Here is a 22,822-nt window from a genome sequence, read left to right as displayed (position 1 = left end):
CTCACCTCTTTATGAAGTCCTTGTACTTAAGGTAAACGGCGTAATCGACTAGTTTGGCCCTCTTCACGTACTGCATCGTCAGAGGCGCCAGCCCGCGGCGGTCCTCGATACCCTCCTCGACCACTATACTCAGCGCGTCCGAGCCAGCGCCGCTACCGAAGGATACCACAAGTATTCTCTCGCCAGGCTTAGCGTGGTCCAAAACGTTGGTCAACCCTATCAGCGAGGCGGCTGCGTAGGTGTTGCCGATCTCGCCCGAGAGCAAGCCCAGCTTTAGCTGCTCAGGCTTGAAGCCCAGCATCGCCCCCACCCTCTGCGGGAACTTTACGTTCGGCTGGTGGAAAACAGCGTAGGCGAAGTCCGAGGGCTTAAGCCCCGTCTCCTCGAAGAGCCCCTTCGCCGCGCTGACTATATGGTGGAAGTACGCGGGCTCGCCGGTGAAGCGGAACGTGTGCATCGGGAACCTCTCCCCCTCCCTCCGCCAGAAGTCGGGCGTATCGGTAACGTAGGAGTAGACGTGCTCGATCGTTGCCACCGCGTCGCTGCGCACAGGAGACACGACGAACGCCGCCGCCCCGGCACCCGCGGTGTACTCGAGCTCATCGCCGGGTCTTCCCTGCGCCGTGTCCGTGCCCACCGCCAACCCGTACGTGATTATACCCGACTTGACTAACCCTGCCACGCTTATAAGCGCGGTAGTCCCCGCCTTGCACGCGAACTCCATGTCTATCCCGTAGAGCTTCCTCGACAGCCCAAGAGCCTCCGCCACAACAGTCGCGGACGGCTTGACGGCGTAGGGCGGGCTCTCCGACCCGATGTACAAAGCCTGAACCTCCCGGGGGTCTAGTCTAGCTCGTTTCAAGGCGTTCTTAGACGCCTCGTAGGCCATCGTTAGCGAGTCCTCGTCGGGCCCGGGCACGCTCTTCTGCTTCACGGGAGCCTTCTCTCCGCCCTTAGTGTGCACCCTCGATATCTCCCCGCTCTCGATCCTGTAGACAGGGATGTACGCACCGTAGCCTAGTATGGACGCTATTCCGGGCATCTCGCCTCGTGCCCTCTTCTTAGCGCTTCTGGTATAAAACGTTTTTTGATCAAATCGTCTACGACAATAAACGAAAATCAGTGCAACAATTCCTTTAAGGCTCGGAGATCGTTAACTATCTGGAGGCTACTACTCGTACCTATCCTTTCGACGCCGAGTAGGTAGAAGAAGAGCGCCTGAAGCCCGGTCCTTATGCCCCCAGCGGCCTTTAGCTTTGTACGCGTACCCTCGACAGCCCTCCTCATGACCAGGATGTCCTCCGGTGTTGCTCCCCGTGGGCCGAAGCCTGTGGAGGTCTTCAGGAAGTGGACGCCTATCCTCGCAAGCTCCCTGCCCAGCCTGTACACCTCCTCCGCTGTTAAGTAGCCCGTCTCGAGAATCACCTTCAAGACTCCCCCGGACTCGTTAGCGACGTCGAGTATCTCCTGCACCTCGGACACCGCCTCCTCCAAGAGGCCACTCTTCACCAAGGAGATATTTACGACGACGTCTACCTCGTCGGCCCCCTTCTCGAAAGCCGCCTTCACTTCAGCCACTTTGACGGCCCTGGGCGAGTTCCCGTGGGGGAAGCCGGCGACAGTCACTACCTTTGCAGCGCCGTCGACTATCTTCACAGCCTTCTCTACGAAGAAACCGGGTACACAGCACGCGTAGAAGCCGTAGTCAACGGCCTCCCTACAAGTCTTCTCAAGCTCCTTTTCTGAAGCCTCGGGCCTAAGGTTCGTGTGGTCGATTATCCTAGAAACCTCTTCTACAAGGCTCTCGGGGTCCGGGAAAGGTCTCGCTATCACATTTTTATAGTACACGGTATTTTTCCGCCTAGGAGGGTGTATATAGTTAACGATGTGTACACGAGTGGTAGGAATGTGGCGGAGGCTTGCCGAGAGGCTGGGCGTATACAGGCTATACGAGTACCTGTTGGACCGCGAGGTTAGAGGAGGAGAGATACCAAGGCACGTAGCGTTTATCCTCGACGGCAACAGGAGGTGGGCGCGCCGACGCGGCTTTCCGCCCTGGATGGGGCACAGGTTCGGGGCAGAGAAGGTCGACGAAGTTCTCGACTGGTGCTACGACCTCGGGGTTGTCACGGTGACTCTCTACGTGTTGTCCACGGAGAACCTTGAAAGGCGGAGCAAGGAGGAGCTCGAAAACATCTTCGGGATACTGAGGGAGAAGATTGACGAGCTGGCGAGCTCGGAGGAGCTTCACCGGCGGCAAGTCAGGGTTAAGTTCATAGGGGACATTAAACGGCTACCCGTCGACATACAGGAGAAGATGAGGGAACTCGAAGAGAGGACCCGTTCCTACAACAAGAGATACCTCAACATAGCAGTGGCGTACGGCGGTAGGCACGAGATACTCGAGGCTGTGAGGCAGATAGCGGTAGAAGTCCGCTCAGGTAGGCTCAGCCCGGAGGAAATAGACGAAAAGCTCTTCGCGAAGTACCTCTACACGGGCGACGAACCACACCCAGAGCCCGACCTCGTGATCAGGACTAGCGGGGAAGTAAGAATAAGCAACTTCCTACTGTGGCAGATAGCCTACTCGGAGCTGGTATTCCTCGATGTCTACTGGCCCGACTTCAGGAGAATAGACTTCCTCAGAGCTATCCGCACTTACCAGTCCAGGCAGAGAAGAAAAGGAGCATAGCACGCGCATGGAGGCATCTTCACGCCTATACAGCCTTGGTTCACGCTTCACTCGAACTCCTTAGAGAAAACGTTACCGTACGATAGCTTTTTTATATAGCTTGAGCAAAGAATCGGTAGGTGTAGGACGTGTCCTACAGTCTTTACCAGTTTAACGGTTTCGGCGAGCTTTTGAAGTATCTGGACTCGCAGATAGAGTCCCTGCAGAAAACTCTCGAGCAGTTGGAGCAGAGGTATGAGGCCGTAAAGGTGCGAGCCGAGAAGATGCGCGAGATCGAGCGAGTCCTGGAGGAGCTGATGGGGGAGAAGCTAAGCCCTCTAAATGAGGTTGACTACATGGGGTTGAAGCTCGTGATAAACGCGAGGGCTATCGACGAGTTGGCGGTCTTGGAGGAGACTATAGAGTCGCAGAGGGATATCTTGGACTCGCTCGTGAACGTGCGGGACGCTATACAGAAGCTCAGCGAGCACCTTCAAGGCTACGACGGCATACCCATACTTGTGCAACTGGTGAACGGCGTTCCCGTAAGAATACTCTTGAAGGAGACTGAGTAGAATGAGGACACACAGACTGATAGTGTTTCTCCTGCTTAGCGGCGCGTTGCTTGCGGCAGTGAAGCTCTACGCGGAGCCTACGTTCGCGTTTTCGCAGAGGGTGTTCTTTCCGGCTGTAAGCGCGTACGAGGTTTTGCCGGGGAAAGGCTACGTGGCTTGCCTCGTAAACGGGGACTGCAGCCTGGTTAGTACGAATGGTACGGAAATTCTTAGAAGGCACGTCTCAGTATACGAGATGATTTTTCTACGCTTATTGCCCGAGAGAAACGTACTGGTAGGAGTTGACGAGAAAGGGATAGTATACTTCTTGAACGCCTCAACACTCGACCCTATAGACTCCTTTACCACGTCGAGAAGCGACGAGAACTATGTCGAAGGTGCCGCCTTAAGCCGGGACGGTCGCTTTTTAGCGCTTAAGGTCAAGTACACCTTGGTCTACAATAATAACAAGTACTCCGAGGCTAGGCTTGCAGTAGTAGACCTCCAGCTGAGGAAAAGGGTGTTCGAGCGCGACCTATCTACGGCGAACGACAAGCTGGTCGAAATATTCTCCCTGGGGTTCGCCGGCAACTACCTGGTAACCGAGACTATTGACACTAAGTGCGAGTTGTGCCAGTACACTGACAATAAAATAGAGGTTTACCGCGTAGACGAGAATGGAGCCACCAAGCTGGCCTCCTTCCAGTCCGGAATGACTGTAAAAGCTATATTCGGGGGCTTCCTCGTAGCTCAGAGGGTGCAGGCGAACCAGACGGGGGACCACCTCACGTACGTCTTTAGGCTTCCCAACTTAGAGATAGTGGCGAAGAAACAATTGCCGCGCGTAAGGACGTTCATCCCGTTCGGAAACGACTCTTTCCTAGCGCTCTTCTCCAACGGCGCATTGAAGCTGTGCAACCCTAACCTGGACTGCCGGGACCTACTAACGGTGCCCGAAAGAGCCCTCGTCGCGAGCGACGGCGAAGACTTACTCGTATTCACGGCAGGAAACATCGATGTATACAGCTACACTGGAGCGCTAGCGAAAACAGGAAGTCAGCAAGTATCGTGGAGCATCGCACCAAGCCCTCCGAGCTCGGCAGTAGCTCGTAAAGGGTCATACGCGTGCCTATACGGCGACAACATGGTAGTCGCCGCCTTCAAGATCACAAGCGTGAAGCTTACCATCAGGGTGCTGGACGAGGCGGGCAACATCCTGCCGGGCGCCCAGTTGATCATTAGGGGAAAGGGCGGGCCCCTTTTGAGGAACGCCGAGCAAGGCGTAGTGCAACTCGAGCTACCCCCGGGTGTTTACGAGGTAAGCGTAGCCAGGCAAGGGTTCAGCCCAGTAGACTACCCGTTAAACCTCACGTCGGACACGTTTCTCGAGCTGAGGCTGTCCCGGGAGGCTCCAAAAAGGGTTAGCGTTGTCGTCGCGGTTTTCGGCGAAACTGGAGAGCCTCTGCCGGAGGCAAACGTAAAGCTTGTAGGACCAGAGGTTGTAAGCACCAGGACGGATTCTAGGGGTTACGCGGGCTTCAACGTCCCCATTGGAAACTACACGGTAATAGTTGAGGCGGGGAGGTACGAGCGCTACGAGGGAAGGATCTCCGTAGGTGCAAACTTCACGGACCCGATTAGAGTTACTCTTAAGCTAAAGAGAGCCGAGGTGTCGCTTCGCGCCGTGGGGGACGGTGTTCAAGGCGTGAAGGTGTACGCGGTCTCGATGTCTACAGGGGAGAAGTTCGAACTACCGCTGAACGGGACGCGAGCGTTGCCGCTTGACGCCTACAGCTTGCTAGTTAACTCTAGCGGGGACACTGTGTGCAACGTCACAGGTAGTGTCTTCGCGCTCTCGGAGGGCAGCAACTTGACCCTCATTCTGCGTTGCGGAAAAATCTCCTTGGCAAGGCTCAACCCCGAGCCCGTGGTTAACATCCTATCGAACAAGACTATCTCCGGGAGGAGGCTTAACATGACGCTAGACCTACGGTTTGATGTAACCCTTTACAACTCATCTACCCTGAGCCTGCGTGACGTGCAGAGAGGAAGAATCCTCGTGATAGAGTTTTTCTACACTCAGTGCACAGGGTGTAAGTACTTGTTACCTGTGCTTAAACGCATCGCAGAAAGCGGTAACGCCACCGTTGTGTCACTCTCCGTTTCCCCACTTGACACGAACGAAGTGCTACGGAGGTACATCGAAGAGAACAACGTGACGTGGCTCGTGGGCAGGGCCGGCGATGACCTCGTGCAGGCGTTCAACGTGTCGGCTTTCCCCACGGTAGTGGTAATCGACGGAGACAGAGTGGTATTCGTCGGCATGGGGGCTAAGGAAGAGCTAGAGTCCGCGCAGAAAGCCCTGACGCTCGCCTGGAACCTCACAGCCCTGCTTAACCCGCTCCGAGCAGGAACTCTACTGAGCCCCGAGACCCTCATGGCCGTAGGAGGATTTATAACCCTTGCCGCGTTGATGCTTGGAGGTGGGAGGGATGAGGAGGAACTCTCTAAAGAAAGCAGCCTCAATAGTGATACTAGCGCTCTTCTTAATCTCAGCGATAGCGTATATAGCCCTTACATTCAGGCCCTAGAGATCCCTAGGAAAGAGGACAGCGGGGAGGTAGACCCAGGAGTAGAGCTAGAGTAGTTGCGACGACGGGAACTGTGAGGTTATCCTCCGGGGAAAGGTACTCGGCTATGCACGTTAGAAGCGAGGACACCGCCGCTCTTAGAGGATCCACTCCCAGCGCTACGAGCACTGAGGCGTAGACCAGGAAGGCAACGGCCGAGCCTCTCGCTGTTTTCTGACCTGTGCCCAGCAGTAAGTCCGTTAGCGCCGCGGACGTGTCGACAAACGCCAGCGCGAGTACACCGTAGAGAGTGAGGCAGGGCGACAAGAGAAGGCTTACTGAGGCACCTATCATCCCATAGAGGAGCCCTACATAGCCCTCCCTCTTCTCGTAGTCTCGCTCGAGGATCGATATCTGGCTGGAAACGAACTCGTAGAACCTCGCGATCGTTTGCTCCATTAGGACTAGCGGCTGGCGTAGCTCCTCGCTCAGAGAACCCGCGAAGGAATCTACGTTCCTCCTGAGCTTCTCGAGCTCTGCCAATAGCTTACCATGCTTGACAACCACGCTGTTCAGGAGGGAGGCCGAGAGAAGCCCCAGAGCGTAGTAAACCTGGACGGTGAGCGGCGGCGGAAGTGCGGCGAAGTAGGGCAACGCTAGCACCGAGCAAAGAGCCAGGTGCACGAGTTTCCGGTAGATCTCGCGCCTAACTCTGTTGATCGTACCCACGCCTAACACCTACGACGAAAACGCGGAGGGCGCTAGCCCTGCAATGCCTCAAGGCTGTAGGCTAGAACCCTGAAACCTGCCTCCGAGAGCCTTCTAACGAGGAAGTTCAGCATGCTTGCCTGTTCCTCCTTGAAAAGTACGTATTGCTCTAGGAGCCTTCTACCGGTCTCCGCCTCCTCGCTTATTTTCCACATGACGTGTGCCTGCTTGTCAGCCGAGAAGACTCGCATCAGTAGGCACAGCTTCGAGCCGCTCACGGACTCGTCGCATGCGAACAGGTACTCGCTGAACGGCGTTAGGCGTTTCGCGGAGCTCGAGTTGTAGAATTCGAGGACCTTGTCCTTCGGTAGCTCCAGTACCTTGGAGGACCCGTCGGAGAGGAAGCTCTTCGCCTCTCTCAGGACCACGGCGTCCACGAATTCCTCTAGGGTCTGGTAGTCCTTTAAGGTGTAGAACGGGATCCTCACCTCCTTGGAGTAGACGAGCTTCTGCGTCAGCGGGTCTTTTATGACGAGCCTCGCCCTGTACGGAACCCCCGTGATCTTGGTGAACTTCAGCTCTGATTTATGGGCACACCTCCTGCATAGCGCCCACTTCTCCGGTATGTGCACTACTCGCCCGCACCCGGCGCACCTCTTCCAAGTACCGTTGATGAACCTCCACTCGACGCGGACGTCCCCCGAGCCTCCCACGTCTATCACCGCGTAGTTCCCTATGGACTCCCCGTTCTTGAGCAACCTATCAAGCCTAGCCACGTTGACGTATACGACTCCGTTGTGTTCCACGTCGAGCCCGCCGTAGCTGTGGCTATGCCCGAATATGTGGACCCGCGGCCTGTACACGTCGATGAGGTAGTTTATGTCCACGACCCCGGCGTGGAGCGAGCGGTGATTGCTGTCTATCACCTTGCCTCTGTCGAGTATGCTGTAAGGCGGGTAGTGCGTGACGAGCACCGTTACATTGTTAGCTCTCGGGATATCGTAGGGCTCTGCCCTCCGCCCGTGCCCCACCAGCACTATGTTTCCAAAGAACAGGGGACCCGTTTCGTCCAGGTCGAGAACCGCGGGATCCCCGCAACTGCCCTCTATGTCCCAGTTCCCCTTCACGTAGTAAACGTTTTTCTTCAGCGACGACGCAATCTTCTTGAGTATGCGGCACATGCTGCCAGGTCTCTGCGGGTTCCCCATGTCCCCAGCCGCCACTACGAAGTCGTACGGCAGGCTGTCCCTCTGCACCCACTCAATGAACTTGTCCACCAGGTCCTCTTTTCCGTGCACGTCCGACACTGCTAGGAACCTGACCCTTGACACCCATCAACCACCTTGCACGCCATCCCTGTGTTGACACCTAGATACTAGGTACCGAGCTTATAAGCGCATCGCGCGTGGCGAAGCGCAACGTGCTAACCAGTGTACTCGCAAAGGCGCACAACGCAAATTTTTTAAATACGCCTTGTCTTTCTTACTCGCCTCCTAGCCCCGGTCGTCTAGCCCGGTCAACCTGCACGAGGCTGAGAGGATATCGGCCTCTCGAGCCGAAGAGCGGCGCAGACAGGCGCAACGCGCGGACATCCCGGGTTCAAATCCCGGCCGGGGCACCAGCTCCCACTTTTCACGCATTGCACTGTGCAAAAGGTTTATCTCCGCGCGCTCCGTAGTGTCTCCGCTGTGATGACGCTCGGAAGGCTGGAGCCGTGACGTACTCGTGCAGGTCTGAGCACAAAGCTCTTTTTAACCGCTACGCACGAAACCATGCAAAGCTCGACCGGCATGCTAGGCGAATACTATGTGCGTCAACTCCGAGGGTTAGGCACGACTACGTATACTGGAAGAAGCCTCGTTAAACAGCAACGACGAGATAAGTAAGGGGGCGAGCAGTCGTAAGGCTTGGAAGAGAAGTAGAGCTGGGAGACCGGGTGTAATATAGCTGATTGTTAAAACTGTTTTTTAAGGGTCTTCTGCGCCATAATTACCGGTAAAGATGAAGATACGCGTCGGTATTAACGGGTTTGGACGCATAGGGAGAAACTTTCTGAGAGCGGCCCTAAAGAACGAGAAGTTCTTCGACAAGTTCGAGATCGTGGCAATCAACGACCTCGGATCCCCGAAAATGCTGGCATACCTGCTGAAGTACGACTCGGTATTCGGACGCCTACCCAACAAGGTCGAGGTTAAGGACAACAAGCTCGTTGTAGACGGCATGGAGATGCTTGTGCTAAACGAGGCTAGCCCCGAGAAGCTACCCTGGAAAGATCTCGGAGTAGACGTCGCGCTCGAAGCCACGGGTAGGTTCACAGACAGGGAGAAGGCCGCCTTGCACCTGAAGGCAGGCGCGAAGAAGGTTGTCGTCACAGCGCCTTCCAAGGGTGCCGACGTGACCATAGTGATGGGCGTTAACCACCACATGTACGACCCGAAGAAGCACGAAGTCATCTCCAATGCTTCGTGTACTACGAACTGCCTCGCCCCAGTAGTGTACGTGCTTCTCAAAAACTTCGGCCTAGAGTGGGGATTCATGACCACTGTACACGCCTACACAAACGACCAGAGAGTACTGGACCTCATACACCCGGAGGACTTTAGGAGGACGCGCGCCGCCGCGTTGAACATAATCCCGACGACGACTGGGGCTGCAAGGGCGCTACACCTGGTAATCCCCGAGGTAAAGGGCAAGCTGGACGGTATGGCGATGCGCGTCCCGGTTGCTGACGGCTCAGTCGTGGACCTCGTGGCTCAAATAGGGAGGGAGATAACCAAGGAAGAGCTCGACGCGGCCTTCAAGGAGGCTGCCGAGACATACCTGAAGGGTATCCTGGAGTACGTCGACGAGCCGATAGTGTCCTCGGACATAGTCGGCAACCCACACTCCTCCATCTACGATGCCCAGGCAAGCATGGTGCTCGGGGGCAAGAGCAACAAGGTAAAGGTGGTCGCTTGGTACGACAACGAGTGGGGCTTCAGCAACAGGCTCGTCGACTTGCTACTGTACATGTCCGAGAAAGGAATCTAAGCAGAAAGGTTTTTATTTTCTCCCGAGCTTTCTCGCTGAGAAAGTGTGCAGACCCTAGAAGTATACCCCGAGCTTCTTGCTGAATACTACCCTACCATTTTCTTCTATCTCTGTTATCCGCGTAAAAGGTATGAACTTCTCAAAGCCCTCCACAGAGATCACTACCCCGTCCCTCGTAACCCTGAGCACCTGAGTCCCCAGGAAGCTGCCCTCGTCGCTCACCGCGCTTCTCGAGATGAATTTCACTACAACGGAGCTTTTATCCAGCGTTTTATCCCAGAGAAGCCTGTTTAAGTAGTTCCTCATAGGGTTCTGCAAAGTAGTTCGCCTCTTGGATAACTTCGCCGGGGTTTAAACGTTGCGCGATGTTCTCAGCCTCCTGCGGTAACCCGTCTCTATTAGGTAGACGTGGTGCTTCTTTAGCCTCACCTTTCCGCCGGTTACCCTTATGTATCTGTCATCCACCTCGACCTTGACCCCCTTTACCCCGGTGAACTTCTCGATGATCTCTCTCACCTCGTCCGGATCGACCTCTGTCTTCAACGAGGGACAGCCCACGGGGCACGCGGTGCAGTATTTGCCGTCTATGTAGTCGAGGCCGGGGCAGGGAACCCTTTTACCGTCGTGAAGGTATGCGTTGAAGTTGTTGGCGCAGCACGCTGAGAGGAAGGGGACTAGTCCCTTGCTTCGCGCGATTTCCAAGACCTCCCTCTTCAGGTCCCCGAGTGGTAGGGGGACCTGCTTCCCGGCGGTTAACTGCACACCCTTCAGCATTCCGCGTATACGCCCCGTGTCGACGCCTGCTTTCTCCAGGCGTGCTAGTATCGAGGGGGTAACCCTTAACCCCCCGATAACAACGCCTACTGCCCCGTGCCTCTTCGCCTCTTCGAGTATCTCTTCTGCTTCCTCCGAGGTAACCCCCGGTATTAGAGGTCGTAGGAAGAGCATTGGGCGGAGACCCTTCTTCCTCATCCTGCGCATCGACTCTAGCCTCTCGTATGGCGGCGGTGCCCCCGGCTCGAGCTCTTTGTACTTGTCCAACGTCACCACGGTTACTAGGGGGTTTACGGGCACCTTTCTCTGGGCAAGCCAGCCCGCGGTTTCCTCGTCGAGAACGGCCTTAGTCGAGAACTGCACCGGGTTTCCCAGGTACTTCTCGAAGGAGGCTATGTACTCCATTGTCTTCGAAGCCGCTTCGGGGGAGGCGAAGGGTTCGCCTACGCTGCCGACCGCTATTTGGGAGCCAAACCGCGTGGGCAGGAAGTACGGGTTCTTCAGGAGGGCGTAGGAGACCTCTTCGCCTGTCAGGCCGTAGACGTGGACCTCTCTGAAGCTTATCCCCATGTCCGGGAGGTAGCAGTAGCTACACGAGTAGGTACACCCCACCGCGCTGTGAACAGTGAAACCGCAAGGCCTCGGAGGTCTGCGGGCGTGGTGGTCTGAGAGAGCCTTCGCCTTACTCTCGTCGCTGAGAGCCTCCTCTAGCTTCGTAGCCAGTAGGATCTTCTGGTAAAGAAGGTTTTTCAGCGAGAGCTTCAGGCTCAAGGACTGTACCTCGGGCGCGCGCTCACGTACCTTGGGAGCGCCGCCGAAACTCTTGGGTACCCTTTAAGCTCCGAGACTAGGCGGCCTACGAGCTCCTCTAGCGACATCTCGTACTGTCCCTGCCCCCTCACCCTCACGGTGAGTTTTCCCGACTCGGCCTCCCTTTTACCCACGACCACCACGTACGGTATCCACTTTACTTCCGCGTCCCTGATCCTCTTCGCGAGGCTTTCCTCCCTGTCGTCCACGTCTACCCGGATCCCCTGCTCCTCCAGCTTGTCCGCGATACTGTCGGCGAGCTTCAGGTATTCGGAGGAGTGAGGTATTACCCGCACCTGAACGGGCGACAGCCAGAGCGGTAGCGAGGGGACCTCGCCGGCGCGGGCCTTCTTGGCCGCCGTGTCTAGGACTGCGAACACGTACCTTTCGAGAGAGCCTATTATCGCCGTGTGGATTATCACCGGGTACCTCCTGGTGTTATTCTCGTCTACGTAGGTTATCCCGAACCTCTCCGCGTTCCCCACGTCTATCTGGAAGGTTCCTATCTCCCTTGGGCGTCCGAGCTCGTCTATTATGTTGTACTCCACGTTTATCACCCAGTAGTACTTACCCTCCGGTACGAAGTGTAGCAGTACAGGCTTGCCCTCCATCTCTACGAGCCTCTTCAGGTAGTCTCTGTGCTGCTCCAGGAAGGACCTCGTCAGGTTGTAGATGCTTACGTAGTCCCTTCCCAGCTTCCTTATCTCCTCGTATATCTTTGAGTGGATCCTGAAGGATACCTCCATCGCCTCGGCGAGGTCCTTGCAGAAAACGTGGAGGTCCGGCATGTAGAACTTCCTCAGCCTGAAGCAGAGCAGGAGCTCGCCTGGTTGCTCAAGCCTGTAGCTGTCCGCGACTTCGAACGCGCCGAAGGGTAGGTCCCTGTAGCTGATCTCCCAGTCCTTCACCATAGCGAACTGCTGGTGGCAGGCCGCGTACCTGAGTATCAGCTTCTTCTCGTCTACCTCCATCTGGTACAGCCTGTCTCCGAAGAGCTGAGCGTGCTGCGCGACAGGCTTGAAGGAAAGGTTGAACGTGTTCGTTCCGCGCACCTTGTAGACCGGTATGCCGAGGCTTCTCGCACACTGCCAGGCGTACTCCGCCACCGCGTCGAGCATTATGGTCGCCTCGGGACCATACCTCATGTGGCCCAGGTCGCTCATTGGCTCCCACTCAAAGCCGAACTTCCTGCAGTACTCCAGGTACTTCGGCTCCCCGCCTTCCCGCTTCTTCTTGAAGACCTCGGCCTCCAGGAGGGCTACGAAGTCCTCCGGGAGCTCCTCCGCTCTCAGCTCCTCGATCCCCACTATCCTCCCGTCGGGGAACATAACGGCGAAGTCGGCGTAGCCCGGCCTAACCCTCCTACCCGGCTTTATGGTCCTGGAGAGCTCGGAGAGAGGGTGCCCGTAGCACTCCACCGAGAACCTCTTGTACCAGCCGAAGGGGGCGCGGGAGACCGGGACACCCGCGCTGGAAATCCTCTCCGCCAGCTGGGACAGGACCCTCTTAGCCTCCTCCGGGTCGGCAAGGTCGTCCGAGAGATGCGCGTAGGGGTACACGACGACCCTGGAGGCCCCGACGCGCCTGAAGACGTCTAGCACGTCGGCGGCCGCTTCCTCGACGACGTCCTGAGACGAGCCGTCGCCCTTCTCGACCGTGACGAAGACCACGAGGGCGTTCTCGAAGCTCCCGGACCGGTTTCCGTCAATGCTCTCGGCGGCATCGAGGGCCTTTTCGCGCGCTTCGTACTCGAAGTGCTTCGCGTGTATCAACAGGGTTTTCAAGCTTTACACCCCCTCTTCGAAAAACGGCGCCCAGTAATCAACCCATCGCTACTCAATGTCGTCAACCCTAGCGCCCAGCTTCTTCAGCTTATCCCTTATCTTGCCGTAAACCTCTTTCTCGAGGGCCTTCGCCTCCTCTTCTATCGAGAACTCCTCTTCCTCCTCCCTCCTCCCCTGAACCTTCTCGAGCTTCAACCTGCACGTACCGTCCGGCAACAACGCGTGCTTGGAGCACCCGGCGAACTGGCACTTCCATCCTATGCACGGCTCCCCCGTCCACGTGCAGAAGGGCTCTACGCCTCTCTTGGTCCTCCTGTATATGAGGGCGTTTTTATAACAGGTGAACGCCCTGAAGGGACATAGAGGAGAACAAGCCACATCTCTCTGCATCTAACCCCCCAGCAAGCTCTCCTTCCCCGTAGGCACGTTTCCTCTTGAAACTCCGGTATTTAAGTTTGATGGCGCGCACCTCGCCCTACCAGGCGTCACGGCCCAGAGAGCCTAGGCGAGGTCCCGGAAGAGCCCCGCTAGCCTAGGTAGTGCTTCCCCAGACTCTACCCTCGACGAAAGGAAGTCGTAGAGCTCTCTCAGAGTGGGAGAGGAGTGCGCGCCCATGCGCGTGACTTTGAGAGCCCCTGCCGCGTTGCCCAGGAGCAAGCAGTCTTCAACGCTGAGGCCCAGCTTCCACGCTACTAGGAAGGAGGCGTCGAAGGTGTCGCCGGCACCCGTAGTGTCCACGGGTGAAACCCTGAAGGCTTTCACCTTGACTCCGAGCCGGGGAGCCTCGGACCCCTCTTCTCCCCTCTTCACCACCACGAGAGTCTCCCCGAGCTCGGCGAGGCCGCCCCTAAGGGCTTCGTACTCGCGCTCGTTCAGGAAGAGTACGTCGGCGCTTCTAGCGGCTTTGAGCACTTCTTGCGGCGACCGGGACACGACCGCCATCCCGGGATCCCAGCTGGTGGAGAGCCCGAGCCTCTTAGCCTCCTGGAGTAGCCACGCGGTGTAGCCGGGGTGCGTGCTACTCAGGTGAAGGTGGTCTACCCCTCCGAGAACGCTTTCGGCGTTGAAGCAACCCGGCTTCAGCTCGGTGTTCGCACCCCTGAGGGCTACCATAGCCCTCCTCCCCTGCCTGTCGAGCAGTACAATTACGCGCCCAGTAGGCAGGCTAGACATCTGCACGTAACCGGTGTCGACACCGTTGCCTCCGAGCTCCTTAAGAACCCTTGCACCCTCGTCATCCCCGCCGACAAAGCCCAGAAAACGCGCGTAGACACCGAGCCTTGCAAGCGCTACCGCGACGTTAGTAGCCGCGCCCCCAACGTAGGACCTCGTCTCAACAGCTTCAACAGCCTCGTCCGGCCCCGGTATGCGTTCCACTACAAGGTACACGTCGAGGTTGGCATTCCCCGAAACGGCGAACCTGGGTTTACCCATAGTCACGCGCTAGATAAATATATGCGAAACGTAAATGTCTTGTGTGAGCAATCGTGGCGGATTCGGCGAAGGAGCTTGCAGAAGTTAAATCGTACCTCGAGAAGAGGCTCGAGGAGCTGAGAAGAGAGGAGAGGCTTATAGAATCCATGCTGAAGCTCGTAGACGAGGCGCTGAGCTCCGCTAGCTTCGTGAAGGCCTCGGAGCTCGTAGCTGCCCGGCAACCCGAGGCGGCTGAAGCCAGGCAGGCCGTGGCGAGGCACACCGTCGAGGAAAAGCCCACAGAGGAGTCCCTGGTTACGGCTACGGCTAGCGGAGAGCACCTCGCGAGGGTTCTCGTCTACCCTAGTAGGGTCGAGATAGTCTTCCTGAAGCCTTTGAGCTCCGGTACGTCGCCGTTTCAGAGCTTCTTCGTAAAAAAGCTCCTCGAAGGGTTCAAGAGGCAGGACGAGGACCTCGTTGCGCGCGGCGAGAAAAGCCCCGACGAGGTGTTCGACTACCGCATAGAGGAGGAGGGGGGCGTGCTGAAAAGGGTGGTCATAGAGAACTACGGCGACAAGGAGAGGGTGAGGGAGATAAAGAGCGCGCTGAGGTGGACTCTGAACAAGATGATTCAGCGCAGTTAGGACTGCTGCAGGGCGGTCTTCTTCTGAGACTTGTACATCTCGATGAGCTCGCTCTCAGTGGTTGCCTGCTCCGGCTTCTTGTCGAACCTATACCTCCCAGTGAACCTCGGGAAGCGTATAGCCAGCCCCGCGCCCTCCTCCAGCTTGTTGAGAGCACACGTGTGGAGCGGGCTGAGCGTGATCTCGGCGCCTATGATTTCGAGCACGACCGCCGGCACGAACCAGACGTCCGCCTCTATCTTGGAGAAAACCCTGGGGTGCCTGTGCGGTATCTTGTAGGGGTCGAGGAGCTCCGGGAGCTTCGCGAGATCCTCGTCCGTGAAGCCGGTGCCTACCTTGCAGACGGTCTTGAAGGTATCCGTCTCCGGGTCATAGGCGGCCATGAGGAGCGCGCCGTATGTGCCCGCACGCTTGCCCCTGCCGTGGAAGCCGCCCACCACGACGAGGTCGACGGTGTCGGTCATCTCCATCCTGTAGTCCCTCTTGAACTTTATCCACAGCCAGCCCCTGGCGCCCATCTGGTATATGCTGCCGGGGCCTATCGACTTGCACATAACCCCCTCGCAGCCCTCGCTTATCGCCTGCTCGAAGAAGTGTAGCAGGTCCTTCGCGTCGCCGACGACCTTCGCCGTGCTCAGCAGGATGTCCTCGTCGCCCTCCGGGACTATCTTCTCGAGGATGAGCCTCCTCTGGTCCAGCGGCTTCTCGATCAGCTCCTCGCCGTCCATGTATATCACGTCGAAGAGGTAGACCCTCACCGGGTACTCCTTCATCGCTTTCTCCACGTCGTACTTACGCCTCCTGTGCATGAGCTCCTGGAATGGGAGCATCTCTCCGGTGTCCGGGTTGTAGGCGACTATCTCCCCCTCCACTATCGCCTCGCGCACCTTCAGCCTCTTCACGTACTCCACGACGTCCGGGTAGTGGTGGGTGATGTTCTCCAGCCTCCTGCTGAACAGCAGGACCTTGTCCCCGCTCTTGTGAGCCTGAACCCTCTCCCCGTCGTACTTGTACTCCGCGAGGCACTTCCCGCCCAGCTTCTCGAGTATCTCCGCGGGGTCGCTCAGCCTCTCGGCCAGCATTGGGAGAACCGGGATCCCCACCTCTATCTTCAGCGACGCCACGGCGTCGAGGCCCTTCGTGGCCAGCAACTTCGCGATGTAGCCGAGGTCCGGGTGCTTCGTGTAAGCCCTCTCGATTACGTCCCTCGCAGCCTTAGAGCCCGCGAAAGCCGCTGCGAGCGCGTCGAGTATCGTCATGTCGGCTATGCCGAGGCGGAGCCTCCCAAGCACAGTCCTCAGGATGTAGCGGGCTTCCTTCGGCTTAGCGTCCTGAAGCAAGGCTACGAGCGTGTTGACCTTGGTCTCCTGGGCGCCCTCACCGGACGCCTGGGCTATCTTCATGAGCGCGCTGTACACCTGAGAGACCGTCAGCTCCTTCTTCTGGACAGGGGTCCCGAAGAACTCCAGAAGCCCGCCGCCCGGGGCGGTGAGAAGCTTCTCGGCCACCGCTCCTATGTCGCCCGTCTTCTTGTATAGATCCTCCACGTCCTTCAGGTGCCTGCCCGAAGCCTTAGCGAGAGCCCTCAGGGCGAGCTTCTCAGCGACCCCCAGCTCGACGCCCTCGTAGTCGGGCCTCAGCTGGCCCTGAGTCAGATATACAACCTTGTCTATTACCTCGGGCGGGGTCTTCTTGAAGAGCGCCACCAGGTAGTCTGTCATCGCCAGGCGGCTAGACGTGGACTCTATCCTCTCGTAGAAATCCGCTAAGACCGAGTAGGGAAGGTCTCCCGCCGCGCCCATACACTCCACCAACCCTTATAGGCGCAACACACGCTTATAAGAGTATACGCGCGGTACGAGCTTCCCGGGGAAGCTACCTCGGGCGCCTCCTCCCGCACGGCGGGTTGTAGGGATCCTGCACCGTCATGTGCAGCAATTTGCACCTGGAGCGCTCCTTGTCGAAGAAGAGGCACGTGAAGCAGGTCCCCCTGAGGTCCTCCGTGGCTACCGGCTTTGGAGGCGCAGGCACCTGTTGGGCCGGCTCGCGTCTGGGCGGCTGGGCTACCGGCGGCCTCGCTGGCACGGCTTCCGGCTTCGGCGCCGGCGGGGGAGGGGGTAGCCTGGGCGCCTGCTGCACCGGTCTTGGTGCCTCCCTGGGGGGCTGCTCCCTAGGCTTCTCCTCGGGTACCGGCGGAGGCTTATGCTCCTCCAGCTCGGGCTCCTCGAGCTCTACCGGTATCTCTATCGGCTCCGGTACGCGCGTGGGTTTGGGGGGCTCCCGGCGCTCCGGTGGAGGGGCCGCTACTGCGGGAGCCTTGACCTCCGGGGCAATGATGGGCGCGGGTCGCTCTTCGCGTGGAGCTGGCCTCGGCGGCAGTCCGAGTATCCTCCTTATCTCCTCCCTGGAGGGGTACCTGCCTTCCAGGACTTTCTCGCCGTCTACGACCACGGCGGGTAGGCTCTGTATCCCGTACTCCTTTACTTCCCGCGTGTACACTCCTCCGTATAGCTCTTCTAGCTGCTCGAGGTAGCTCTTGAAGTTGGATGGGTCTTTCAGCTTGAAGAGCTTTACCTTGAGCTTGGGCCTCTCGGGCTTCGGTAGCTCGCTGAGCTCGCTGTTGAAAGCATTTATCAAGCTCTTCGAGGCCTCGTCCCTGCAGATGAAGAGCAAGACCTCCCTAGGCAAAAGCCCCCACCACTTCCTCGCTACTACAAAGAGCAAAGAACATAATTAACTTATCGATTCGGTATACCCGGGCTCCTAGACTACCTCGAGGAAGCGCTCCACGACGTCCCCCTTAGGCGTTGTCTCCACGAATATCTGGGCCTGGAAGCGGTAGACCTTCAAGCCGCCATGCCTCCACGCGTCGTCCCTCAGCCCCGCCTTCAGGCAGGCGTAGCTCAGGAACTCCTCCGGGTCCCACCCCTCGTCCACCGCGACCTGCGGTAGCAGGAGGCCGCGGGCAGCCCCGTACTCCACTATCAAGCCGTCCCTGCCGACCTTTATCTTGTCGGGCAGCTCCTCGGGAGACCTGTAGTCGACGGGCTCCGGCTTGGTTAAAACGCTTACCTCGAATACCACGGTGTCGAGCTCCCTGGGGGTCATGGGCGGGAAGCGCGGGTCCTCGGTCGCGGCCGCTATAGCCGCGTGGATCGTCGCCTCCGCTAGGGGTAGCACTGGCTCCGGGTAGCCTATGCACCCCCTCAGCTCCCTCCTCGCCCTGCGCGCGAGGGGGTCTACGAGTATCTTCTCTATCGTCACGAACACGCCGCTCTTCTCGCGCAGGGACGGCGGGGTGTCCCTGGGAGGCTCTATCACCCTGGCGTTCTCCAGGTACTCCTCGACAGCCCTCCTAGCGAGCCGAACGAGGAGAGCTCCCTCCTCAGCAGACAACCTTCCCATGGATCAGCCACCACACCTTCTCGAGCTTTCTCTTCATTTCGTAGAAATGCGTGCCCCGCCAATAAACTTGTCCACACCCCGTGCAGCGGTAGAACTCGTCGTAGGCGGACAGCACGCCCTCGGGCACCAGTCCCTCGACCTCCCGCACGTCCACCCGCTTAAGGCTTGAACCGCAGAGGGGGCAAAGGGTCCTCGACATGTCTAGGACTGGCTCGACCCCAAGCCGCGGAAGGACGAACGCGAGCTGGGCCTCCGCCGGGGCCTCCGGGACAAGTACAGCCTTGAACCCCTTCGAGGCTAGCCGCGCGTAGAGCGCCCTATCCCTCGTGAGGAAAACGGGGTCCTCGAGCCTCGAGAGAAGCTCCTCCACGTCGGAGTCCGGGGCGCCGCGCACGTAGAGAGCCCTGACCCCGAGGATCCTGAGCCACTTCGCGAGCTTCCCGAGCATGCCGTCGGCGACTACCTCCCTGTACTCCAGCGTACACCCCCCGGGTGTAGCGGCGTCGGTGCGGAAAAACTTTGCCGTAGCGGCGACGGGGCGAAGCCCGGGAAAAGCCACGGGCGTAGAAAACGCGGCGCCCGGCAAAAACCCGGCCCGAAAAGCCTACTTCCGGCCGGTTACAACCCTGGCAGCGAGGTACTTTCTCAGAGAGGACTCGTCCACCAGGACCTCGCATCCAAGCTCTACTACAGCCATCGAGTACCGCGAGACGCCGTCCAGGAAGCCCGACCTCAGGTCCGCCGGGTCGCCGACCACTACGGGGTCGACCCTTGACACGGGCGTCGGGTCGAGGAGGAGATCCCTCCTCGAGAGCCCCGCCTCAAGGGCGTACCCCGCGAAGTCGACGACGGTGAGCACCTTCGATATTCGGCCCCTAGACCTCACTCCCACCGCTATGGCCCCGCTCTCCTCGAGGAGCGAGACGGCCTTCTTGACGGAGGTGTTCGGCGCCACCGAGGGCGCCCCCGCCGCGGCTACCTCGGCCACCGCGAGGGAGGGCTCCACGAGCCCCCTGCGGGCCAGGTACACGAACACGCTCCTAGGAGTTGCGGCGAGCATCTCGCCCCTCACAACCAGGTACCTCCCACGCGCCGCCTCCCTGAGGGCCCTCTCGACCCCGGGCCTCGCCGCCGTTAGGACTACGGGCGTCCCACCGGTGCTCCGCCCGAGCAGGGATGCTAGCGGGAGCAACCTCCCGTCTAGCGAGACGACGAGACTCACGCCGCCCGCAGCCCGCCTCACGAGCTCCTCGAGAGAGGCGAAGCTCGCCACCGCCTCTAGGTACTCCCCGGCCACGGACGCCACCTCTCCAGGTGGAACCCCCCGTCCGGGAGGAGCCTGGCGACCTCGTCTTCGCCGACCTTCGCGCCGCACTCCCTCCTGACGAACTCCGCTATCTTCCTGGCCGCCAGGTCCTTCCTGTACACGCCCGGGGTTACCTTCAGGAAGCACCCCCCGCGGGGGTTCGCCAGCGCCGGGAGGACGCAGAGCTCGCCGCCCGGGCACAGCCCCACGAGGAGCTCCAGCTTCACCCCCCTCACGTAGTTCTTCTTCCCGTAGACCATGAAGCTACCCTTCGCCAGGTACTCGCCGCTCGGCGGCTTCTTCGACACCTGCTCCGCGGGGACCCAGAAGACGTCGACCGCGTAGAGCCCGCCCTTCCACGCACTGGAGAAGCACGCGGCGAACTGGGCCGCCTCGGCTATGTCTGCCTCCCCGGGCTGCTTTCCGCCGGTCTTGAGCACGACGGCCGCCGCCCCGTGGATGTCGGCGTGGAGGAATATGTCCCCGGGCTCCATGTACCTGCGCACGAGCAACTCGTTCTGCCCAGCAGACCTCCCCGCGACTACGAGGAAGCCGTTGGAGGTGAAGAAGAAGCGGAACTGCGCGTACCACGCCGCCGGCTTGGCGGGCCTCGCCGGCGCCGGCTCGGCGCTCCGCTCAACCGCCGCGGAGGCCTCTGCGAGCTTCCTCTTCGCCGACTTCGCCTTCTCGAAGTAGCTCGCGGCGTTCGAGAGGGCGCTCCTGGACGCGTCGACCTCTACCTCCACGCCCTCCAGCTCCAAGACGAGCCTGGACCGCGCCGGGTCCACGGACTTGACGATCGGGTAGGCCTCCTTGAGGCGCGCCTCCACCAGGCTCCACTGGAGCCTCGACGCGACGAGCCCCCTGTACGCCGCCAGAACCTCGTCCACGGTTGCCGAGTGCCTCGACAGGAGCTCCGCCTTCCTGGAAAGCTCCTCGACAGCCCTCCTGATGGCCTCCTGCGCCCCGGCTCCCTCCTCGGGCTGGAGGTCCCGCTTGATTAGGCCGAGCACGTACGCCGGGAACTCCCTGGCGAAGGACACCTCCTCGGCGCCCGCGCCCAGGTGCTCCGGATTGAACGCGTAGACCTCCCCGGAGACCCTGAAGCCCCTGTCCGGGTCCGCGAGGGCCTCCTCGAATATCTCCACGCTCTTCGAGAGGACCCGCCTGAACGCGTCCTCGCCGAGGGCCCGGGCCTTCGCGGACGGGTCGAGCCCTAGGCGGTACATAGCCTCGTACACGAGCTCCGCCGGGAGCGATGCGACGAGAGAGACTGCAGTAACGGCCGCGCGCCCCGAATACTCCCCCAGCTTGGCGTAGAGGTAGCCCGGGTCGTCCGAGAAGGCGTCGCCTACCCTCGGCGGGGGGACGTACTGGTGCCCCGGCTTCAGCGCCCTGTCCCTCATCTCCCTCTGCCTCAGAGCACGGAGGATCCTTCCCCCGCCGTCCAGCAACAAGAGGTTGCCCTCGCGCACCCACTCCAAGACCAGCCTCCGCGGGCCGAGCTCGAAGGCTACGACCCTGTCGCCCGACACCTGCTCAACTGCCTCCACGCGCCTACCCTCGACCTCCCCCGCCCACCTCGGCTTCTCCCAGCTACCCGGGAGGGTGCACTCCTCCACGCACGGGGCGACCCCCCTAGCCGCGGAGAAGACCAGGGCGCCGCGCCTAAACCTTAAAAGGAAGACGTCGCCGCTCTGCGCGACCCGCGAAACCCTCTCGCCCTCGAAGCCCGCCAGGAGCCTCCACATCTTAGCCAGGTCTAGGACGCTGACCTTCCTCGAACTACCCGCGCCACGAGACATTGCTGGAAAACTCCGCGCGCGAGAGATATAAGGGTAGCGCACCTGGGCGCCGCGCGGCGTTCCTCAGGCTATCGGGGTCTCGTACGGGTATACGAGCCTGGCCTTCCCCCCTGCCTCCAGCGCTACGCGGTGCGTGAAGTAGCTCGCGAAGACCCTCTCTCCGAAGCTCTTCTCGCCTGACCGGTAGTTCACCACGACGAAGCCGAGCCCCCTGGAGGCCCTCCGGAGCCCTCCCAGCAGCGCAGAGGAAACGTAGCCCCACCTCTCGCGGTAGCCGGCCTGGAAGCCGAAGAAGAGCCTGGGCACGCTGTCCAGGACTACGAGGTCGTCGTCCACGAAGGAGAGGAGGGCGGCCTCCGCGGGGTCGCCTGGCCTAGTGAACGTGACGCGCTCCGAGGAGCAGAGCCCGCTACCCGACCTGCAGAGCCTGTACTGGGTCCCGGCGAGGTCCACGTAGAGAACGCTTCCTCCCCTCTCCACGACGTACTCAACGAGCTTGGCGACGAAGAGCCTCCTACCTGACCCCGGGGGCCCCGACACCTCGAGCGAGAAGCCCCTCGGCAACAGGCGGAGAAGGCTAGACATCCACGACCCCCTCCTCCGAAACCGCGAAGAGGGCGACGCCGCCCCTCCAAGGGCTACTCAGCACGCGCGCCTCACGGGCCGACCCCCTCTTCGAGAGGAAGACGCTGAGGTGGGCGTAGCCGTCGAGCGCCGCGCCCCCCGCTGGCCTAACGCCGTCCCCGAACACCACCTGCCTCGCAACTACGACCGCCGACCCAGCCTCCGCCACGGCTTCGAGCGAGGAGACAATAGCCGCGTACGCGCGGGCCCTCTCCCCCGCGCCGAGCCCCGAAGCCCTCACCAAGCGCGTAGCCTCGTCCAGCACCACGAGCCCCACGTCGCCCTTCACAACCTCGGCGAGAGCCTTCGATAGAAGCTCCTCGAGGCCCCCTAGGCTGTACGCTCTCGCGTATATTATGTTTTCTAGTGTTTTTTCTGGGTCTAGGCCTCTGGCCCTGGCTATCTGTACTATTCTCTCGGGCCTGAACGTCCCCTCTGTGTCCACGTACAATGCCCTGGCGTTGAGCCCTCCCTTATCCTTCGGCAGCTGAACCATCACGCTTAGCTGGTGGCATATCTGAGTCTTACCAGCACCAAACTCCCCGATAAACTCAGTAATACTACCAACCTCAATACCACCCTCAAGCAAATCATCAAGACTACGAACACCAGTACTGATTCTAGCCGACTCCTCGTAGACCCGCCGCGCAGGCCTGGAGACGCGCGGAACCCCCACTCCGAGCAGGTAGGCAAGCACCTCCTCCACGGGCTAGAAGCCGGGGGA

The 22,822-nt window shown here is 59.8% G+C and carries 22 protein-coding genes and 1 tRNA gene; 6 read left to right on the top strand and 17 right to left on the bottom strand.

Annotated elements, in window-relative coordinates:
* Position 1 precedes the first annotated feature (1 nt).
* On the bottom strand, positions 2-1,042 hold the full coding sequence (locus TPEN_RS03955) for a hydroxymethylglutaryl-CoA synthase (protein WP_011752431.1): 1,041 nt from the start codon (positions 1,040-1,042) through the stop codon (positions 2-4).
* Positions 1,043-1,119: 77 nt separating this feature from the next.
* Positions 1,120-1,848, bottom strand: coding sequence for a deoxyribose-phosphate aldolase (deoC, locus tag TPEN_RS03950; RefSeq protein WP_011752430.1), 729 nt, complete (start codon positions 1,846-1,848; stop codon positions 1,120-1,122).
* Positions 1,849-1,906: 58 nt separating this feature from the next.
* Here deoC and uppS point away from each other — a divergent pair, with 58 nt between their 5' ends.
* The 3 genes from uppS (at position 1,907) to TPEN_RS03935 (ending at position 5,872) form a co-directional block, all read left to right on the top strand.
* Positions 1,907-2,692 carry a polyprenyl diphosphate synthase gene (gene uppS, locus TPEN_RS03945; RefSeq protein WP_052885122.1) on the top strand — a complete coding sequence of 262 codons (786 nt, stop codon included), beginning with the start codon at positions 1,907-1,909 and terminating at the stop codon, positions 2,690-2,692.
* Between the two features lie 128 nt (positions 2,693-2,820).
* Positions 2,821-3,246, top strand: coding sequence for a hypothetical protein (locus TPEN_RS03940; protein ID WP_011752428.1), 426 nt, complete (start codon positions 2,821-2,823; stop codon positions 3,244-3,246).
* Position 3,247: 1 nt separating this feature from the next.
* Positions 3,248-5,872 carry a carboxypeptidase regulatory-like domain-containing protein gene (locus TPEN_RS03935; RefSeq protein ID WP_011752427.1) on the top strand — a complete coding sequence of 875 codons (2,625 nt, stop codon included), beginning with the start codon at positions 3,248-3,250 and terminating at the stop codon, positions 5,870-5,872.
* On the opposite strand, the gene TPEN_RS03930 is transcribed toward TPEN_RS03935, so the two are convergent.
* Together TPEN_RS03930 and TPEN_RS03925 are read right to left on the bottom strand one after the other, a co-directional pair.
* Positions 5,823-6,524: a diacylglycerol/polyprenol kinase family protein gene (locus tag TPEN_RS03930; protein ID WP_011752426.1), complete on the bottom strand. Its 702-nt coding sequence runs from the start codon at positions 6,522-6,524 to the stop codon at positions 5,823-5,825. The two genes, TPEN_RS03935 and TPEN_RS03930, sit on opposite strands and share 50 nt — an antisense overlap.
* Before the next feature lie 32 nt (positions 6,525-6,556).
* Entirely contained in the window at positions 6,557-7,834 is a 1,278-nt protein-coding gene (locus TPEN_RS03925; protein ID WP_011752425.1) for a metallophosphoesterase family protein, read from the bottom strand.
* Positions 7,835-7,999: 165 nt separating this feature from the next.
* Between TPEN_RS03925 and TPEN_RS09810 the strand changes: the two genes are divergently transcribed.
* Together TPEN_RS09810 and gap are read left to right on the top strand one after the other, a co-directional pair.
* A tRNA-Glu gene (locus tag TPEN_RS09810) sits at positions 8,000-8,124 on the top strand.
* 380 nt (positions 8,125-8,504) lie between these two features.
* Entirely contained in the window at positions 8,505-9,533 is a 1,029-nt protein-coding gene (gap, locus tag TPEN_RS03920) for a type I glyceraldehyde-3-phosphate dehydrogenase (protein WP_011752424.1), read from the top strand.
* A 54-nt stretch (positions 9,534-9,587) separates the two neighbouring features.
* Here the strand turns inward: gap and TPEN_RS03915 are convergent, their stop codons facing one another.
* The 5 genes from TPEN_RS03915 to TPEN_RS03895 form a co-directional block, all read right to left on the bottom strand.
* On the bottom strand, positions 9,588-9,851 hold the full coding sequence (locus TPEN_RS03915) for a DUF504 domain-containing protein (RefSeq protein WP_052885120.1): 264 nt from the start codon (positions 9,849-9,851) through the stop codon (positions 9,588-9,590).
* 33 nt (positions 9,852-9,884) lie between these two features.
* Positions 9,885-11,078: a radical SAM protein gene (locus TPEN_RS03910; protein ID WP_011752422.1), complete on the bottom strand. Its 1,194-nt coding sequence runs from the start codon at positions 11,076-11,078 to the stop codon at positions 9,885-9,887.
* Complete coding sequence (locus tag TPEN_RS03905; protein ID WP_011752421.1) at positions 11,075-12,901, bottom strand: threonine--tRNA ligase; 1,827 nt, start codon at positions 12,899-12,901, stop codon at positions 11,075-11,077. The genes TPEN_RS03910 and TPEN_RS03905 overlap by 4 nt, the downstream gene beginning before the upstream one ends.
* A 48-nt stretch (positions 12,902-12,949) precedes the next feature.
* Positions 12,950-13,291 carry a hypothetical protein gene (locus TPEN_RS03900; RefSeq protein ID WP_011752420.1) on the bottom strand — a complete coding sequence of 114 codons (342 nt, stop codon included), beginning with the start codon at positions 13,289-13,291 and terminating at the stop codon, positions 12,950-12,952.
* Between the two features lie 111 nt (positions 13,292-13,402).
* Complete coding sequence (locus TPEN_RS03895; protein WP_011752419.1) at positions 13,403-14,335, bottom strand: carbohydrate kinase family protein; 933 nt, start codon at positions 14,333-14,335, stop codon at positions 13,403-13,405.
* A gap of 53 nt (positions 14,336-14,388) precedes the next feature.
* Between TPEN_RS03895 and TPEN_RS03890 the strand changes: the two genes are divergently transcribed.
* On the top strand, positions 14,389-14,958 hold the full coding sequence (locus tag TPEN_RS03890; RefSeq protein ID WP_011752418.1) for a hypothetical protein: 570 nt from the start codon (positions 14,389-14,391) through the stop codon (positions 14,956-14,958).
* Here the strand turns inward: TPEN_RS03890 and TPEN_RS03885 are convergent.
* From TPEN_RS03885 to TPEN_RS03850, 8 genes are all read right to left on the bottom strand, one after another.
* Positions 14,955-16,760: an ATP-dependent DNA ligase gene (locus TPEN_RS03885; protein WP_011752417.1), complete on the bottom strand. Its 1,806-nt coding sequence runs from the start codon at positions 16,758-16,760 to the stop codon at positions 14,955-14,957. The genes TPEN_RS03890 and TPEN_RS03885 overlap by 4 nt on opposite strands.
* Positions 16,761-16,833: 73 nt before the next feature.
* Positions 16,834-17,646 (bottom strand): thioredoxin family protein, encoded by an 813-nt coding sequence (locus tag TPEN_RS03880; protein ID WP_011752416.1) that lies wholly within the window; start codon positions 17,644-17,646, stop codon positions 16,834-16,836.
* Positions 17,647-17,721: 75 nt separating this feature from the next.
* Positions 17,722-18,363: a TIGR00296 family protein gene (locus TPEN_RS03875; protein ID WP_011752415.1), complete on the bottom strand. Its 642-nt coding sequence runs from the start codon at positions 18,361-18,363 to the stop codon at positions 17,722-17,724.
* A complete protein-coding gene (locus TPEN_RS03870; protein WP_011752414.1) occupies positions 18,344-18,922 on the bottom strand; it encodes a Mut7-C RNAse domain-containing protein in 579 nt (192 codons plus the stop codon). Before TPEN_RS03870 ends, TPEN_RS03875 begins: the two co-directional genes overlap by 20 nt.
* A 45-nt stretch (positions 18,923-18,967) precedes the next feature.
* Positions 18,968-19,660, bottom strand: a complete 693-nt coding sequence (locus TPEN_RS03865) for a hypothetical protein (protein ID WP_148677926.1) — start codon at positions 19,658-19,660, stop codon at positions 18,968-18,970.
* Complete coding sequence (gene rqcH, locus TPEN_RS03860; RefSeq protein ID WP_011752412.1) at positions 19,642-21,474, bottom strand: ribosome rescue protein RqcH; 1,833 nt, start codon at positions 21,472-21,474, stop codon at positions 19,642-19,644. The genes TPEN_RS03865 and rqcH overlap by 19 nt, the downstream gene beginning before the upstream one ends.
* 63 nt (positions 21,475-21,537) lie before the next feature.
* Positions 21,538-22,059 carry a KTI12 family protein gene (locus tag TPEN_RS03855; protein WP_011752411.1) on the bottom strand — a complete coding sequence of 174 codons (522 nt, stop codon included), beginning with the start codon at positions 22,057-22,059 and terminating at the stop codon, positions 21,538-21,540.
* Positions 22,052-22,804, bottom strand: a complete 753-nt coding sequence (locus tag TPEN_RS03850) for an AAA family ATPase (protein ID WP_011752410.1) — start codon at positions 22,802-22,804, stop codon at positions 22,052-22,054. The genes TPEN_RS03855 and TPEN_RS03850 overlap by 8 nt, the downstream gene beginning before the upstream one ends.
* Positions 22,805-22,822 lie beyond the last annotated feature (18 nt).

This window comes from Thermofilum pendens Hrk 5 (assembly GCF_000015225.1).
In the GTDB taxonomy this organism is placed as follows: Archaea; Thermoproteota; Thermoprotei; order Thermofilales; family Thermofilaceae; genus Thermofilum; species Thermofilum pendens.
This window is presented reverse-complemented; position numbering and strand designations above follow the sequence as displayed.

What these genes read in the sequence shown, in the direction of transcription:
- uppS (WP_052885122.1), top strand. Translation starts at nt 1,907, where the DNA reads ATGTGGCGGAGGCTTGCCGAGAGGCTGGGCGTATACAGGCTATACGAG.
- TPEN_RS03895 (WP_011752419.1), bottom strand. Translation starts at nt 14,335, where the DNA reads ATGGGTAAACCCAGGTTCGCCGTTTCGGGGAATGCCAACCTCGACGTG.
- gap (WP_011752424.1), top strand. Translation starts at nt 8,505, where the DNA reads ATGAAGATACGCGTCGGTATTAACGGGTTTGGACGCATAGGGAGAAAC.
- TPEN_RS03900 (WP_011752420.1), bottom strand. Translation starts at nt 13,291, where the DNA reads ATGCAGAGAGATGTGGCTTGTTCTCCTCTATGTCCCTTCAGGGCGTTC.
- TPEN_RS03875 (WP_011752415.1), bottom strand. Translation starts at nt 18,363, where the DNA reads ATGGGAAGGTTGTCTGCTGAGGAGGGAGCTCTCCTCGTTCGGCTCGCT.
- TPEN_RS03935 (WP_011752427.1), top strand. Translation starts at nt 3,248, where the DNA reads ATGAGGACACACAGACTGATAGTGTTTCTCCTGCTTAGCGGCGCGTTG.
- TPEN_RS03885 (WP_011752417.1), bottom strand. Translation starts at nt 16,760, where the DNA reads ATGGGCGCGGCGGGAGACCTTCCCTACTCGGTCTTAGCGGATTTCTAC.
- TPEN_RS03855 (WP_011752411.1), bottom strand. Translation starts at nt 22,059, where the DNA reads ATGTCTAGCCTTCTCCGCCTGTTGCCGAGGGGCTTCTCGCTCGAGGTG.
- rqcH (WP_011752412.1), bottom strand. Translation starts at nt 21,474, where the DNA reads ATGTCTCGTGGCGCGGGTAGTTCGAGGAAGGTCAGCGTCCTAGACCTG.
- TPEN_RS03955 (WP_011752431.1), bottom strand. Translation starts at nt 1,042, where the DNA reads ATGCCCGGAATAGCGTCCATACTAGGCTACGGTGCGTACATCCCTGTC.